Annotated in this window: 10 protein-coding genes; 3 read left to right on the top strand and 7 right to left on the bottom strand. The window is 46.7% G+C overall.

Going from position 1 to position 15,730, the window contains the following annotated elements; all coding sequences use genetic code 11:
• Positions 1–69: 69 nt before the first annotated feature.
• Positions 70–4,908: a RecQ family ATP-dependent DNA helicase gene (locus JJU34_RS03060; protein WP_228690859.1), complete on the bottom strand. Its 4,839-nt coding sequence runs from the start codon at positions 4,906–4,908 to the stop codon at positions 70–72.
• Between the two features lie 278 nt (positions 4,909–5,186).
• Entirely contained in the window at positions 5,187–5,633 is a 447-nt protein-coding gene (locus JJU34_RS03055; RefSeq protein ID WP_228690858.1) for a hypothetical protein, read from the bottom strand.
• A 342-nt stretch (positions 5,634–5,975) separates the two neighbouring features.
• Here JJU34_RS03055 and mog point away from each other — a divergent pair, with 342 nt between their 5' ends.
• Positions 5,976–6,503: a molybdopterin adenylyltransferase gene (mog, locus tag JJU34_RS03050; protein ID WP_228690857.1), complete on the top strand. Its 528-nt coding sequence runs from the start codon at positions 5,976–5,978 to the stop codon at positions 6,501–6,503.
• Between the two features lie 4 nt (positions 6,504–6,507).
• On the opposite strand, the gene JJU34_RS03045 is transcribed toward mog, so the two are convergent.
• Entirely contained in the window at positions 6,508–7,308 is an 801-nt protein-coding gene (locus JJU34_RS03045; protein WP_228690856.1) for an MOSC N-terminal beta barrel domain-containing protein, read from the bottom strand.
• Between the two features lie 140 nt (positions 7,309–7,448).
• Between JJU34_RS03045 and JJU34_RS03040 the strand changes: the two genes are divergently transcribed.
• Complete coding sequence (locus tag JJU34_RS03040; RefSeq protein ID WP_228690855.1) at positions 7,449–10,001, top strand: hypothetical protein; 2,553 nt, start codon at positions 7,449–7,451, stop codon at positions 9,999–10,001.
• A gap of 135 nt (positions 10,002–10,136) precedes the next feature.
• Here JJU34_RS03040 and JJU34_RS03035 read toward each other — a convergent pair whose 3' ends face one another.
• The 3 genes from JJU34_RS03035 to JJU34_RS03025 form a co-directional block, all read right to left on the bottom strand.
• The gene (locus JJU34_RS03035; RefSeq protein WP_228690854.1) at positions 10,137–11,096 is read right to left on the bottom strand and encodes a polysaccharide deacetylase family protein; all 960 of its coding nucleotides are present in this window, start codon (positions 11,094–11,096) and stop codon (positions 10,137–10,139) included.
• A 37-nt stretch (positions 11,097–11,133) separates the two neighbouring features.
• The gene (locus JJU34_RS03030; protein ID WP_228690853.1) at positions 11,134–12,225 is read right to left on the bottom strand and encodes a hypothetical protein; all 1,092 of its coding nucleotides are present in this window, start codon (positions 12,223–12,225) and stop codon (positions 11,134–11,136) included.
• 375 nt (positions 12,226–12,600) lie between these two features.
• The gene (locus tag JJU34_RS03025; RefSeq protein ID WP_228690852.1) at positions 12,601–13,998 is read right to left on the bottom strand and encodes an MBL fold metallo-hydrolase; all 1,398 of its coding nucleotides are present in this window, start codon (positions 13,996–13,998) and stop codon (positions 12,601–12,603) included.
• Between the two features lie 335 nt (positions 13,999–14,333).
• Here JJU34_RS03025 and JJU34_RS03020 point away from each other — a divergent pair, with 335 nt between their 5' ends.
• Positions 14,334–15,215 carry a ChaN family lipoprotein gene (locus JJU34_RS03020; RefSeq protein ID WP_228690851.1) on the top strand — a complete coding sequence of 294 codons (882 nt, stop codon included), beginning with the start codon at positions 14,334–14,336 and terminating at the stop codon, positions 15,213–15,215.
• On the opposite strand, the gene JJU34_RS03015 is transcribed toward JJU34_RS03020, so the two are convergent.
• Entirely contained in the window at positions 15,184–15,441 is a 258-nt protein-coding gene (locus tag JJU34_RS03015) for a hypothetical protein (protein ID WP_228690850.1), read from the bottom strand. The genes JJU34_RS03020 and JJU34_RS03015 overlap by 32 nt on opposite strands.
• Positions 15,442–15,730 lie beyond the last annotated feature (289 nt).

Raw genomic sequence — 15,730 nt, 5'->3', positions numbered from 1 at the left:
TCTGCCAGCAGGTATCAATTTCCCGGCAAATATGGGATTTGATGGACATCCATCTTTCCTAAAAACAACCTAGGCATGCACGATCGGCACCTCGCTTGTGACCGATCTGGACTTTTCCATATACAATTCAGGTAATACGATCAGTACTTCAGCGCCCCGTTCATCCTCGGTCCAGTAAACCATGAAATTAACTTTGGCTTCTTTTACTTCAAAACCGCTTGCGTTCCATTCTGCCATTTTTGCGATAAATCGCTTGGAAAACTTTAACACCCACTGCCCTTGCTTGTTTTTGCATCCCCCTTCGGATACAACGAGTGTGGCCCCACTATGCAAGGAAGTCACCCTCCGCTGCACAAACCGAAAATACCCGAGGTTCAAATCCCGACGTGAAAGGTGCCAGGTCACCCCCTCCGGAGCTTGGTTTTGTTCATGGCTTTTGATTCGGGTGATTCCCTCGGTTTGGATGCGATCCAGGTAGTTTCCGTTGAGGTGGATCGTCAGTGCCTTTTTTGCCCTCGTCATGGCTACATATAGCTGCCGTTTTCTCTCGTCATCTTTTGGTTCGAAATCTTCTAGGAGCAAAAAAACATGGTCAAACTCCCTGCCCTTCGCTTTATGGATGGTAGAGACAAACAACGTCTCACCGTTTGGACTGATAAAGTCTTCTAACTTCGACTCTCGGACGAATACCTCAAAATCAGATTTATACTTCTTCTTGGTATGGGTTCCTTCAAAATCTTGGATCAGGTTGTCGCATATATCATATTTACTGCTATGCCTGTACCTTTCTTTCAGTTTCCTTTTTGCCTGATCCCATACCTCGTTGCTCAGGACAAACACATCCTCGTCCAGCTCCAGCGCATGAAGAAAGAAACGGACCTCTGCGAGGTTGTACATGCTAAAACCATCGTTCGTTTGAATCAATTTAGTGGGTTGACCCTTTTTGGTCAACATACCAGCAATTTGAAAGGCTTGATGATTATTAGGCGTCAGGATGCAGGTAGTTCCCGAAAATTCGGTCGTGAGAATATCCTCCACCATGGGACAAATCAGGTGTTTGTGCTGATACCAAACAATCTTTATGCGTCCGATATCTTGCTGTTGCGCTTGAATCGGGATTTCTTTGAGACGTTCTGATATCGTTCGTACAAACTGATTGCTGAAGGCAACTAGGTTACTCTTGCTTCGGTAGTTGGTAATCAGCTCGTACTTGGTGGCCTTTTTGTCGTCGATCAAACTCAGCATGAATTTAGAATCTGCACCGCGCCACTCGTAGATATTCTGGTCATCGTCTCCCACGGCAATCACTCTCATGTCTTCGTTTTTTTGTATCAGGAGGCTTATCAGCTCGGATTCATCCGTATCCATATCCTGCGCTTCGTCGATGACGAGTACCGTCCGGGTAATTCGGCTGGTCTCTACCTCATTGCGGTGGATCCGCTCAATTGTCTTTCGGATGATATCAGAGGATTTGTCCAATGTGCCAACCTTCCCGAGCAGGTCAAAGCAAAAAGCATGAAAGGTCTGTATGTCTACAAAATTTGCCGCATTTCCGATTAGTTCGATCAGGCGCTTTTTAAACTCCGTGGCGGCAGCTCTCGAAAAGGTCAACATCAAAAGCTGCTCGTGCTTCACATCCTCCATCAAAAGCAGTGCGGCCAATTTGTGCACCAATACCTTCGTTTTACCGCTGCCCGGTCCAGCCGCCACCATGATGTATTTCGAATGCTTGTCATCGATGATTCTGCGCTGAACCTCGGAGAGGGATTCAAAAAGCTGCCTGTATTTTGCCGGGGTAATGTTTCGCTTGATTTCCAGTTCCCGGCTGCCTTTGAAATACTTGTTTATGAAGGAGCGAAAGTTTAACTGAAAGTAATCATCTACAAATTTCAACGCGTCTGCGTAGTCCCCTATCATTTTTTTAGCATATTCTCCCACTATGTGAATCTGCTGCACCCTTTGGTCGTAGTATTGACTCAGTTTTTGGTAATCCTGCTCCTTGTATTGCACCCGGTTGTTTTGCTCAAGCCGGTCTATGGTGAGTTTGTTATAGATCACCAAAAATCCGCCTTCAATCTTTAGCGCTTCGATGCGGGAAAGGTAAAACAGGGTATCTTCGATGTCTTCTAACGTGGTTTCGACCTGAAATAGCTGCATCTGCTTCCCAAAAGCCAGCTGTAGTTCCAAAACGGAAAATCCAACCAACCATTCATGGGTGGATTCTTCGTTGGCATCCGTCGGCCCTCTATGCTTGTCAAAAAGGTAATTGATGATAAAATCAGCTAGGAGGTGTCTTTTTTCGATATTCTTCTTTATTGTTTCCTTTGGCAGGAGGGTCATGGCCACCAACTGATTTTTGGCATAATCTTTACTTTGCCGTTTGATCCAGTTCTTGATTGCCCAAAAGTTGATGATCGTTTTTAGATGCTTCGGGGACACCTCTTGGCATCCCGCCAACTCCGCCTGTTCGTTTAGCGTCTTGATGTGGTAGGACTTTTCTTCTTGGTCAAACACCGTTGCCAGGAAGTTTTCAATCAATCCAAAGCTTTTTGTGATGGCCAAGGAGCGATTTTTGTTATCCTCTCCTTTTATAAAGGCTGTCAAATCCTTCGCGTCGGCAAGGATTTTCTCGTCACGGAGTAGGTTGACGACCGAGATCACATTTCGGATATCAAGCCCCAAGCTATCGGAAATGTAATCGACCCGCGACTCTGCCTCGTCTGTGTCCGACTGCCAACGATTTTTACTGGAAAACAGGTATTTGATGATTCGGGTAGCGACGATCTTTTGATCCTCGCTAAACCGGTGGGAGCGCATGATCCGGTCTATAGCCTCCTGTGCGGTCTTGGATAGGATGCTATTGGCAAAGACTCGGGGCATGTTTTGGTTTCGCTTTACATAGCCTGCATCTTCCAAGGCAGCGATGGCGGTGGTCACCCTGGTTTCGATCTCTCTCAGGTTGTCGTCCCACCCGGCTGCCCGGGCGATTTCCAGTGCCGATTTTTGGACACTGGACTTAAACTTGGTGATAAATTTGATCGCATTCCAGATTTGCTTGATCTCAAGTAAATTGAGTTTGGTCTGATTTAGCAGCAAAAAATGCTTACTCAAATCCTCCTCGTTGAATAACACGTAGCAATCCGCCGTGATGTTTTCGTCCCTCCCGGCTCTTCCGGCCTCCTGTACGTAGTTTTCCAACGAATCTGAAATCTCGTAATGGATGACCATTCCTACGTCCTTTTTATCGACGCCCATCCCAAATGCTGAGGTAGCTACCATGATTTGAACATCTCCTGCGATGAAGGCATTTTGGTTGGCGGTTTTTTCCTGACTGTCCATTTTGCCATGAAACGCCCGCGCATTATAGCCATCTTCGTTTAATCGCTTTGCGAGCGCAGCAGCTCGCCCCGTCCTGGATACATAGATGATTGTGGGGCAATTTTTCTCTTCGATTAAGTCGCGCACGGTGCTGTACTTTTCATCATCCCCTCCGCGCTCGAAAACCCGATAATGCAAATTTGTTCGGGATGCTTTGGATGGAAATATCTCCAGCCGGATACCCAACTTCTGCTTGAAATAGGCACAAATGTCTTCGATCACTTTTTGCTTCGCGGTTGCCGTAAAGCAGGAGACAGGAATGGGCTCTTCGAGGTGCTTGGCTTCCTGAAGGGACTTGATTAAATCTCCGATATACAAATAATCCACTCGAAAGTCCTGACCCCAGGCCGAGAAGCAGTGCGCTTCATCGATGACAAACCGGACCACTTTGCGATCAAGGAGCAATCGCTCGATGGTCTTTGAGCGGAGCGATTCCGGAGATATATACAGTAGGGAGGCGCTACCATCCCGAATCCGCTCGATCGATTTTGCCCGTTCGATGGGGTCGAGGAGGCCATTGATGGTGACAGCCTCGGTAATACCTATTTTTTCCAGATTATCTACCTGATCTTTCATCAGCGACTGCAAGGGCGAAATTACCACGCTGAGGCCCTTCATGCTTTCTCCTGCCATCAACGCAGGAACCTGAAAGGTGATGGATTTGCCGCCCCCTGTCGGAAATACAGCCAACAAGGATTTATTGTCCACGGCCGCTTTCACGGCGTTTTCCTGCAAAGGCTCTCCGGCGTAGGTTCGGTAGACATCAAATCCAAAGAACGTTTTCAGGCCCCGGTGTATGTCCAAGGCTTTGTTGCAATAGCCACAGCCGCTCAAACATGGTTTGGCTCTCAGCAGTGACATGATGTGAGCTACTTTCGGGTAGTTTTTCAATACCCAGGGAGGAGTGATAGAATACCGGTTTTTACAATCAATCAGTGCCAAGCAGTATGCCAAGGCAATCGGGTGATCTTTGATAAGGTACGGTAAAGGTGCCTGTTCGCATATTTCCGATCGGAAGATCTCCCCGATGAGCTCCTCCAAATCTGCCATCGGCCTTGTGAATCCTAGGTACCGGAAAAAAGCTTGGAACTCCCGTTGGTTATGCAGCAATAAAAAAAAGAGCTGTTGCCGTTTTTCCCCTGCCCGCTGAAACGCGGCCACCTCATCGTAGAACAGGTCTTTGGCTTTTATGGCGTCGTTGAGAGGGTTGTTGGTTTCTTCTGTTTGCAGTTTGTCGTCCTTGAGGAGGGCATGGTAGGGTTTTGTAGGAAACAGCAGTGGCGAAAGATATAGGGTATCAATGATGTTTTCAGTGGATATCGCGGCTTGATTGAGCGCTTTTTGGATAAAAGGCAGGTCGTGTGACAGAATATTGTGTCCGCATACGAAGGTGGCTCCGTGCAGGAATCGACTAAAGGATGCTGTGGCATTGGAGTGAAAAGAAACACCGTTGCCCCTTATGGCGCCAATGTCGAGAATTCTCCCACTTTTTGGCTCTATTTCCGTGTCAACAAATGCAATAGCGTCCATCCCGTGCTAAAATAGACAAAAAAGTGAAATTTAGGTCCATAGGAACGGGTTAGTTGATTCTTCCGTGAAATCGAGATTGTGAGATTGAGACTATGAGATTGTTAGATGTGGGATTGTTAGATGTTAGATGTGGGATTTGAGATTGTTGGATTTTGAGATGATTTTACAATGATACCCGTGAGGGAGCTCTAACGATTTTCCGGGGTGTAAGACAGGGATATTCAGCCAGTATAGGCCGAAAAAACTGCCTGCCGTGTCATCCCTTTCCCGCCAAAACCTTACTTCGAGAAAAAAAGGCGGGTGATAAAAATCCCCTGACCGTCATCTGCTCCAGCGTCACTTTCTACGCCGCTCGTGACAAATGTCAGCTTCCACCCATCCGCCAGCATGGCGTTGATCTTCGAGGAGATGATGGCATCGTTGGAGGCGATGTTTTGAAAATTGATACCTGTGGCGCTGAAGAAGTTTAGCAGCTTCGTTTCCTCAATTTCGTCTACTTTAAGATCCGAACGCCTGATTTCACGCTGATTACTCCTTCTACCGTCGGTTCGCTCTGTAGTAAACTCCTCGTAGTCGGCGGTGGCCTGATTATCTACAATTCTTGATCTGCCTATACCCATGGGTACGATGGATTCTACGATAGTAACAATCTTGAACTCCTGCTGTGCGGCAAGGTCTGCTGAAAATCCCAGCAGGGCTACGAGTAAAACGATAAATCTTTGCATTTGGTGATTCGTTGGTACGATGGTTAAAAACTGGTTTAAACGATACGATCCTACTTGTAATAATCAGCCATATCTGGGGCTTTCCCGACGCGTTTAACCTAAGGGTAACGTTGCGCGTCCAATACAATAAAGGAAATTTTTCCGGATAGTCGGTCAATTTTGTTGACGGGTTGAATTTAGTGCATTTTCTGGAATTTTGCATTAGTTTTTAAAAATCTGTTGCGAAGAGAAATCGCGCACCCGATGCACGGAGTAGTCTCCTCGTTTGTCAGGAGATGGTTACAGGGTGGTGTTTTGATCTGAGGCAAAAACCCCTTTCTTTGAAGGATAAAAAAAGACGAAATGAGCATAAAAATTGGCATTATCACCTCCTCCGACCGAGCGGCGGCAAACGTATACGAGGACATCTCCGGCAAGGAAATCATCCGTACACTTACAGAATACCTCCTTTCTCCTTGGGAACCGGTCTATCGGGTGGTCCCCGATGAGCGGGATCAGCTGGAACAAACCCTTATCGAGCTTTGCGACATTGAAGGCTGCTGCCTGGTAGTAACAACCGGGGGTACAGGGCCGGCGCTTCGAGACGTGACCCCGGAAGCTACCGAAGCAGTATGCCAAAAAATGATGCCGGGTTTCGGTGAGCTGATGAGGCAGGTCAGCCTCCAATACGTTTCCACCGCGATCTTGTCCCGACAGACAGCAGGAATCCGAAATCGGAGTTTAATTGTGAACCTTCCCGGAAAACCTACCGCGATACGGCAGTGCTTGGACGCGGTATTTCCCGCCATACCCTATTGTATAGACCTGATCGAAGGCCCTTACCTAGAGGCTAATCCGGAAGTGATCAAGGCTTTCCGCCCGAAGAAATAGCCTTTTACATACCGGAAGGAATTAACGGATCACCGATGTGGAGGGTTGAACCCTCAATGAGCAGCATGTTCTGCCCAAAAAGGACTTTCTCCGCGAATTTCCTGTAAGTTGACAAAGTGCGCAGGGGTTCTTTCCCTTTTTTGCCCGTGTCTTGATCCACAGTGGTCAGTACGCACCTTGCACAGGGTTTGGTTATCTTAAATAAGGCATTGCCTATTCGGATACTAGTCCAGCCATCTTCCACGTAGGGAGTTCCACCTGAAAACACCAGATTGGGCCTAAAGCGGTTCATAGGAACAGGGGTTTTGAGACGGCCATTAAGCTCGTCTAGCGATGCCTGTCCAATGAGCAAGAAAGGCATCGCGTCCGCATAGCTAACTGTTTCTCCGTTTTCGGCGTAGGTTGAATCCACTTTTCGTCGGACTTTTTCAGGCATCATCACCAATTCACAGGGCATTTCCAACCTTTCAGAAAACCATTTTCCTGCTGTTTCTGACACGACCTGACCAGCTACTTGATCATCCCAGATAGTGACTGGGATCATCCGGTCCGTTTCCGGTACGAAGGGAACCAAGTGCGACTGGCTCACGTCCATCTTATGGATAACCCGTAGCCCCTCTGGCCGCAGGCTTACCTCCAAAAGCGCCATGTGCGGATGAGATCGCTGGGAGAGAAAGCGACCCTGCGCATCTACGAGCATCCACCTTCGATCGTGCTGCAGTCCCCGTTCTTCCAATACGGCTGAATCCAAGCGGATGCCCCCTAACGACTTGATGGGATAGATATATATGTCCTGTAGCTTCATAGATGCAAGATATTAAGGAGGTTGGCGGTAAGCAACCAAGGGTGAAAAATCCCCCAACTGGGGGATTTCCTCAGCACACACTGCGCTCTAATTTAGCGCCCTGTATTCTTTTTACAAACGCTAACTTTTACTGACCTTGTATGAGACAATTTGACACAGCTTTATTAAACATCTTGATCGGTTGCCTTTTGCTAATTAGCAATGCCTCCTTTGCTCAATCCAGCAAAACGTTGCCCACAAAGGTCGTAGGATTTAATTTACCCGATGACCAGGCCAGTGGGCTGGTTTACTGTGGGTTTGAAATTACGCCAGAACTGAGTTTGTCTCGGGGAAACGAATTCAGTTCGCTGCACTTGAGAATAAAATGGCAGCCCTCCACCGCCCAAAGCCCAAAGGGAGGCTTTCAATACCGGTACAGGTACAACGGAAAGGAATACACGGACAAGATGATCGGTGCGCAGGCGTTTAACTCCGTCAGAGCAAGCTCTGTTTCCTTTGAGGTGGTGGTGTCCGGTGAATCCCAAATGATTACTACCCAAATGTCCGATATTGGAGGGGTGCTCAGAGATTCGAATGGCCAGATTATCCAATTCTCCAAAGAGGCCTCCATTGAGGGTTTCAATATTCAGGTGATTGGTCTCAAGCGGGTTGGTTTTAGGGGGACGCTAGAGATTATAGATAAGATTAGGGAGTACAACGTAGTTGAACAGACGAAAGCTATAGAGGCTTCGAAGGCTTCATCAAATTCGACAAACTCTTCGACCAACGTGGTTGCCAATTCAAACGGGAGTTCAACTACCAATAATACATATAGCAGTAGCTCAAATCAACATGCACTGAACCAAAACGAAAAGGCACTTAGTGATTTCTCCCGTGAACAACAACAGAAGACGGAGAAGTTTTTTCAGGAAAAGGAAGATTTTAACAGAAGTTTGGCGAGTCAAAATCATCTCTATTCACAAAGTTTTTACGCCTCTCAAATGGCTAGCCAAGCAAAAGATAATTTAGGCCAATTGACAAGTTTTCAAGGGAATTATAGCTCTGCAGAGGAACTGGAGGCGGATTTTAATGCTAAATTCTATGCCATATCTAGGGAAGTTGAAAACCTTAATTATGCAAGAAATGAAGCCTTAAATGCGAATGTCGCCATTGCTTTTCATGGAAGTGATGCATCAGGTCAGGCAGTAGGTGAATTGATTCACTCAATTGGTTCGTTGGTCAATCAAAATAAAGCTGAAAAAGAGAGAAAGCAAGCCATTGAAGCTCTCAGAAGGGAGAGGGAAAAGATGCTTGCAGAGATTGCTGAGAAGAAAAAATCCCTGACGAGGGAAATGAGAAAGGGGATAATCGATCGGTTTACCGAAGGTGGATTGCCAACATCTTCCCATCATATGGGGGCTTCTGTATATTGTTTCGCCTATTTTTTTGATGAATCTAAGATTGGGGACGACTTTCCATCGATTTCAATTACCAACGTTTTTGAAATTCAGAGGTATTCAGATGCTTCTTGGCCACTGAAGAGTTTAGTGATTTCGCAGTTGAAAAAACTGAATTCGGCAAAAGTTACGTTAGTCGGGTATTATTCGTCAGCAGCTGCCGCAGAGGAAATGAGAACGACCTTAATGAATATTGCTAAAAAGGGCGATATGAAAACGGGAACCAGTGTCTTTAAATTAACCGGTAATTCCTCAAATGTTGATTTCTGGGGCAATCAGAAAAATCTACCTATTTCTAAGGAAAAAAATAGGTTTGCAATCTTATCCTACGAGGAAGCAGAAGAAGCCTTTTATAAAAACAACTTCAACCAGACACTTACCAAGCTGGCCGAGGCAGAGAAAATGCTTGGCCAGGTCAATCCAAGAATAATGTACCTACGCATAATGAGCCAATTCAAGCTTTTTGAATCCGGAAGAGGAAGTGGATTTAGTTCCTTGGAGATAATTCGTGAAAATGTCGATACCTATCTTATGGATTACGAAGGCGTTGCTCTTAAGGACCACTACTTGGAAATAAAGCAGATATCCAAGAAGTTGGAATTTTATCCATCAAGTCATGCCGCCTTTGAAAAAAGGAAGCTAGTGGTTGAGTTTGAGAAACAGATTCGGTCTTTTAAAAAGAATGGTGACCAATCTTACAAAAACTATCAAGATTATCTTAAAGCTGATTCGATCGCAAGTTTTATTCTTTTAGAGTATACGCGGTCGGATATTGGAGCAGAAAAATATACAGAGATCTACCAATTGAGTAGAGAACTTAAAGAAAGGTATCGATGGAACAAAGAGTATCACGACAAATTGAATCAGATAAAGGAATGGGAAAGACTTGAGGCTGTGGTTCAATATCGTAAAAGAAAGTACGATAGAACTGTTTATCGTTTAACTTCTGATTCAAAGATAATGATACAAGCTGGATTACTTTCACTTGGCGCTTTGTCGGCTATGATTGGTGGTGGATTAATGTTTGATGAACAGGCTAGTTGGTCAGGAACAGAAGGCAGCTTAGTGAAATTCGGACTTGCAGGTGCATTAATTGGCGGGGGGTGGTTGTATTTTGACTTTAAATCTGTAGACAAAGCTGAAAGTGCATATATAGAAGCTAAATCCAATGCGGACGCAATGAAGAAACAAATCGGACCTTTAGTTGACAAAATGAACGAATCAATAAATGAAAGACCAATAGTGAATCGTAGATGATTGGAGTAAAGGAAGCAAAATCTGTATTTTTGCAGCTTGATGTATCCGTGTGTGTTCTGGGTTTAGAGGAAGAAAACTAAAATAAGGTCCTTTTTCCGAATAGTCAATTCTTCGACTGCACATCGACTCGAATGTTTATACCAATGCCCCAAAACCATTCATACTCATAGACTCCATGCCGTATTGTTCGTGCAATTGTAGGTAATGGTTCAATACCTTTCGAACCTCTACTAAAGTCTCTTCGAGGTAATGCCCGTGATTGTGAGGGTGCCACCATAGGTGGTAAACCTCTCCAAGATGAGCGGCCAAACTCATCTCCTGCATGATCCGCTGCAGCTTCATGTGGTTGATCCAGGGAACTTTTGGTTGGAACGGACGGAAAAATCGGGAGGCAGGTACTTTAAGTGGACCGCTGTCGAAACGCATCTTGTCCAACGGATAGGAAGTTTTGCGTCCAAGCGGAACCATAGAATCTCCCGTTCGGAACAAGCGCTTGGCCAGCTGATTATCATGGGGATCTCTCCAATACCAGTCCTCAGGGTTGGTACGTAAGAAATCGAAGCCTTCCTCTCCGGCGATACGGATGGTTTCCGGACTATATTGGTTGCGGGGAAATACCAGCGAACGCATTTTCAACCCCAGCTTTTCCGTTACAATGCATTTGGCCGCCTGTAGGTCTGCCCTGAAACTCTCATTGCAGGCTCCAGCTTCGCGGGTGTAAAAGTGAGAATGGGTATGGCACCCTATTTCCTGCTTTGGATAGCTGGCTATTCGCTTGGCCAAATCGGGTGCAAAAAGCAGGCTGTCTGGTGTCGTGTTACGTTCGTACCAACGGTAGGCCGAATAGGTTTCAGAATTAAAAAGTGGTTGAATACTAGGGTGATAGGTTCTCCATTCTTCTCGGTTTTCAGCCAGCAGCATACCCACTGTAGCCCAGGTAACGGAAAGGTCAAATTCGGAAAAGAGATCCAATAGGCGGGGTACAGCCTCACGCGCCCTAGCGTAATAAAGTTCTTGGCCCCTGGCGGATACTTTATCAAAGCGGCCCCAGTGCAACTCAAAATCAAGGGATATGACAAAAAAAGACTTCCTCAACGGGTCGGAGAGACATTAATGGGTAAAACAACTGTGTTCAATCAAATGTAGGGCGCTTTTTCGAAAATACGATACAATGCCAACAAAGAAATCCGATAAAAGGCATAAAAATACTTTTCATACGCACTAAAATACCAAAGTTGTTTAAAGTATAGGAGTACACAAGGAGTACGCAGCCTGTTAGCACCAAGCCTGTTACCAGAAAGTGGGGAAGCCGCAAGCTAGGTCGATTCCAAGAATAAAGCAAAGCGGCCATCGTGCAGGAGATTAACAGGAGCATATTTTCAATAGCGGCAGCCCACTGCCAAATGCCCTGTGCCTCCCAGGGTAGTGGTCGGAAAAGGACCGTCCAAATGCGCGCAGCCAACCCATATTCCTGCATAGGAATATAGCTTTTGGCCCCATGGCTTTCCAAGAACTGCTGCTGACTAGAAAGAAAATCGAGGACAGCATCCATGCTTAAGCTGCTCAGGTGGGTTTGTCGAAGTAGGATCACAAATGCAACGGTGGCCCCCAGCACAAGACCCGACCATAGGGTCCAGCGATAGCAGGAAGATTGAACTTTAGGTTCGATGATAAGCTGCGCCGATGCAATCAATAGCAGTAGAGCGCCGTGAATGGGACGGGTCATCAGCGTCAGGAATAGTCCCAGTAGCGCCCAATACCCTTTCGTCAGCGGGGCCATAAGGCCCTTCAGTACCCAAATGGTTCCGATCCACAACACGGCTTCTTTACCTATTCCGGCGGTCCAGAAGTGGACTCCGGGCAAAAACAGGGCGAGAACCCAGGAATTCTCCCAGATACGGCCCTCTTTCCACCCCCAATGTGCCAGCGCCAAGCGAAGAAGTTCCGCAAATCCTAGAAATCCCACCAGGCTGTAAATTAGATTTCCAACAAAGTACGGCAGCCCCCATTGCTGGGCAGGGAAGTAATTTAACCACTGCATGAAAAAATTACCGTATTCAAAGTAGTCCATCCATTGCGAAGCCGGTCGGTAGTTCACAATGGTAAACTCCCAATAGGCCCTTGAATCCCCCCCGTGCACCATCAGGTACTGGTGAAAAACCATCGTAAAGAACAGGTGGTAGAGCAGTAGAAAAATGAACAGGCGGGCAGGTATAGCGGGCATGATAGGTGATCCTAGAGTTGGCGCTTAATATAAGGCATAATGGCGGAAATCGGATACTTGCCTTTTGCTATTTGAAAATGAGGCCTGTCAAACGGCAGATAAAATGACCGAAATTGGGCAAAAAACCCGCCGGTATCGCTTCGACAATATTATATAAATGAAACCTTCAGTGGATAGGGGATATCTAGTATTGGCTTCTCGAGGTCTGATGGTTACGTTGTCTGTCTCGTCGTGAAAAGTTGGCATCCTGATAAACTGGGACAAGTTTTGGCCAAATAGTAATAACTTACAGACTTAAAAAAAAACTCCGCGAGGGAGTTTCCATATATCCGGAATTCCCCCGCGGAGTTTACTAAACCTAAAGTGCAAATTAAATCAGCCGCTTACCGCTACTGCTGTGCTCCAGTCTACCCATCCTCCTGCGTAGTTTTGCACGTTGTCAAATCCGTGCGCGCGCAGGATGGAGTAGGCGATCGCCGACCTTCCGCCACTCTGACAGTGAATGATCACCGGCTGGTCCTTACTTACTTTATCCAAGTTGTCGGGTAGTTTACCTACGAAGAGGTTATCTGATCCGTCTATGTGGCCTTTTTTGTACTCGGCCACACCGCGAACATCTACCACCTGTACGTCACCTTCTTCCAGTTTTGCTTCCACGGTTTCCCTTGTAATGGGCTGATAACTCTCCAAGTTGCCTGCCTCGAACTCTATCAATTGAGCCGGGGTGATGTATCCCTGGATATTGTCCATACCGATACGCATCAGCTTTCGGGTTAGGTCCTCTATCTCCTTTTCCTCGGCCACCAGTACAAAATAGGATTCGTAATCCATGTACCAGCCCATCCAGGTGGAAAAGGAGTTGTTGTTCGTGATATTATAGGCACCAGGTAAAAATCCTTCGGAAAATTGCTCTGGGGTACGCGTGTCAATGATGCGCAAACCGGATGTTTTGGCTTCTTGATAGGCCGCCTCAGAAAGGTTTTTGACCTTAGGTACCTCTGTGAGGAGTTTGCGGTCCACCTTATTGAGCTTCTTCATCATGGCAAAATACTTCGGTGGTTCCGGCTGATCGGCCAACAGTTCCTTGGCAAAGGCCGTTTTGTCGTTAAGCATTTGCAAGGCCCAGTTTCTGATTTTTTCGTATCCCACGGTGGTCATAGGGACCGCACCTAGCGCTTTGCCACAGGCAGAACCGGCACCGTGACCCGGCCAAACTTGGATATAATCCCCAAGTTGAACGAATTCGTTCAGTGAGTCGAACATCTGAGCTGCTCCTACATCTTGGGTGCCTTTGAGCCCTGCGGCTTGCTCTAACAAATCAGGCCTTCCCACGTCTCCTACAAACACAAAGTCACCGGTAAACAGCATGACAGGCTCGTGCGATGCAGGTTTGTCTGTTAGTAAGAAGCTTACATGTTCTGGAGTATGGCCAGGTGTATGCAATACTTCGAAGTTCAGATTGCCCAGTTTGATGTTGTCACCGTGTTTGATCTTGTTATGCGGAAATGCGTATTTCCAGTTTTCGTCTCCTTCGTCAGAAAGGTACAGCTCCGCGCCGGTCAGTGCAGCCAATTCTCTTGATCCGCTGAGGAAATCTGCATGAATGTGGGTTTCCAGGATGTGGGTGATCTTCATGTTGTTTGCCTTGGCAATTTGAAGGTAGGTATCCACATCTCTCTTTGGATCCACTACAGCGGCCACACCACCTGCTTGACATCCGATTACATAACTGGCCTGCGCCAAACTTTTGTCGTATACTAATTCGAAGAACATCTTTTTCTGTTTTAAATTTGGTTCGTTAATTGTTTCAATCCGGGAATATGCCCCTTTCGAAGATTATGCTCCCGTATCTTACTTTATGGACACAAATTTGGTACCTTTTGGGAGCAAATTCAGTGACAAAAATTACTAAAGGCCCCGATGTCGGGAAAAAATCATGAAATTGAGCCTACCTACCGGACAGGCATCTCGATAAACCGAGATAAGTTATGACCGCTGAAAAACAAGTATAGACACATGAAATCGAGCACGACGCAAGCGACATACGTAGGGAAGATTATAATTCGTGCGAGATTCCATGTGACCTTTGAAAAATCAATTATAGACACATGAATAAAACCCTGATTTTTGTGCTTTTTGGGACCTACTTTGCACTGCTGGTTTCCGCGCAGGCGCAGGTAGCCGGGCATCCGCATGCCAAAGTATTTGCGGTGGGAGAGGGGCGTGAAATCACCTTGGATCAAATCGTCGACAGGTTGATAGGGGCTAATGTGGTCTTTTTTGGAGAGGAACACAACGATAGCATAGCCCATGCCCTGCAGTACCAGGTATATAAGGCGCTTATACAGCGGTTGGGCAGGGTTACCCTCAGCATGGAAATGTTTGAGCGGGACGCCCAACTGGTAGTCGATGAGTACCTGCAAGGGCATATAACGGAAGCGAAGCTACAGGAGGAGGGTAAGGCATGGGGGAACTACTCAGACTATGCTCCTTTGGTGGACTTGGCCATGGAGTCTGGACAGCAGGTGATCGCAGCCAATGTCCCTACTCGCTACGCTAATCTAGTGGCGAGAAGGGGCTTGGCGGCATTGGAAGCATTGCCGAGAGCATCCCGTCCATGGATGGCAAAACTTCCGATCGATACACAGCGTCCCGTATATCAGCGTAAATTTGACGAAGCCATGGGCGGTCATGGCCATGGAATGGGGCCATCCGTCTTTCATGCTCAGCTGCTTCGGGATGCGACCATGGCAGAGAGCATTTGGCGTACGTGGAAAAAGGACCGGAGAACGCCAATCTTTCACCTAAATGGCCGCTTTCATAGCGACTACTTCCTGGGAACCGTGGAAGAACTGCGTCGTCTAAACAATCGGATCGAGGTGGTGACCATCAGTTGTTTCTCTTCGGATGATTTTGAAAACCCCGACTGGGCACCCTATGGGGAGCTTGCGGATTTGATCATCCTGACAGATCCGGCGGTTTTGGATTGACGTGACAAAGGAGGGAACCGACTCTGCCAACCAGAAAAGCTAATAAATCGCTTTTATCAAGGGCTATTGGATGTGTCTGTTCTATTTCCGCCATTCGAGCCAACTTGTTCTGAATTTTTATTTTTTGCTCAACAAAAAAGTTCTTTGTCAATGTGGTAGATTTTGCTGGTTCTAATCCCCACATCTCTTGTTTGTCCTTAAATGCATGGTCCCAAAATTCTGTCATTGTTACGTTGTGTCATGTTACAATGCCCGCTAACGGGATTCAGCTGGCGGACAAGTTGGTAAAGCCTGTTAGTCCCGCTAAGGCGGGAATTCCACTTCGCTCCAATAAGTCCCCTGTTTTTCACAGGGGTGGTTTGCCGTGAGAGGACCGAGCGTAAAGAAAACTTTCTGTGAAAGTTATTAGCGAGGGGCCGGGCAGTGTGTGGCAGCATACTGACGTCCAAGAGTGGGAAACCACCAAGTACCTGTAAGGTAGATCCAGTGGATATTGGGGGAAGGAATATGTCCTT

The organism is Lunatimonas sp., assembly GCF_020832325.1.
In the GTDB taxonomy this organism is placed as follows: Bacteria; Bacteroidota; Bacteroidia; order Cytophagales; family Cyclobacteriaceae; genus Lunatimonas.
This window is presented reverse-complemented; position numbering and strand designations above follow the sequence as displayed.

What these genes read in the sequence shown, in the direction of transcription:
- JJU34_RS03060 (WP_228690859.1), bottom strand. Translation starts at nt 4,908, where the DNA reads ATGGACGCTATTGCATTTGTTGACACGGAAATAGAGCCAAAAAGTGGG.
- JJU34_RS03055 (WP_228690858.1), bottom strand. Translation starts at nt 5,633, where the DNA reads ATGCAAAGATTTATCGTTTTACTCGTAGCCCTGCTGGGATTTTCAGCA.
- mog (WP_228690857.1), top strand. Translation starts at nt 5,976, where the DNA reads ATGAGCATAAAAATTGGCATTATCACCTCCTCCGACCGAGCGGCGGCA.
- JJU34_RS03045 (WP_228690856.1), bottom strand. Translation starts at nt 7,308, where the DNA reads ATGAAGCTACAGGACATATATATCTATCCCATCAAGTCGTTAGGGGGC.
- JJU34_RS03040 (WP_228690855.1), top strand. Translation starts at nt 7,449, where the DNA reads ATGAGACAATTTGACACAGCTTTATTAAACATCTTGATCGGTTGCCTT.
- JJU34_RS03030 (WP_228690853.1), bottom strand. Translation starts at nt 12,225, where the DNA reads ATGCCCGCTATACCTGCCCGCCTGTTCATTTTTCTACTGCTCTACCAC.
- JJU34_RS03025 (WP_228690852.1), bottom strand. Translation starts at nt 13,998, where the DNA reads ATGTTCTTCGAATTAGTATACGACAAAAGTTTGGCGCAGGCCAGTTAT.
- JJU34_RS03020 (WP_228690851.1), top strand. Translation starts at nt 14,334, where the DNA reads ATGAATAAAACCCTGATTTTTGTGCTTTTTGGGACCTACTTTGCACTG.
- JJU34_RS03015 (WP_228690850.1), bottom strand. Translation starts at nt 15,441, where the DNA reads ATGACAGAATTTTGGGACCATGCATTTAAGGACAAACAAGAGATGTGG.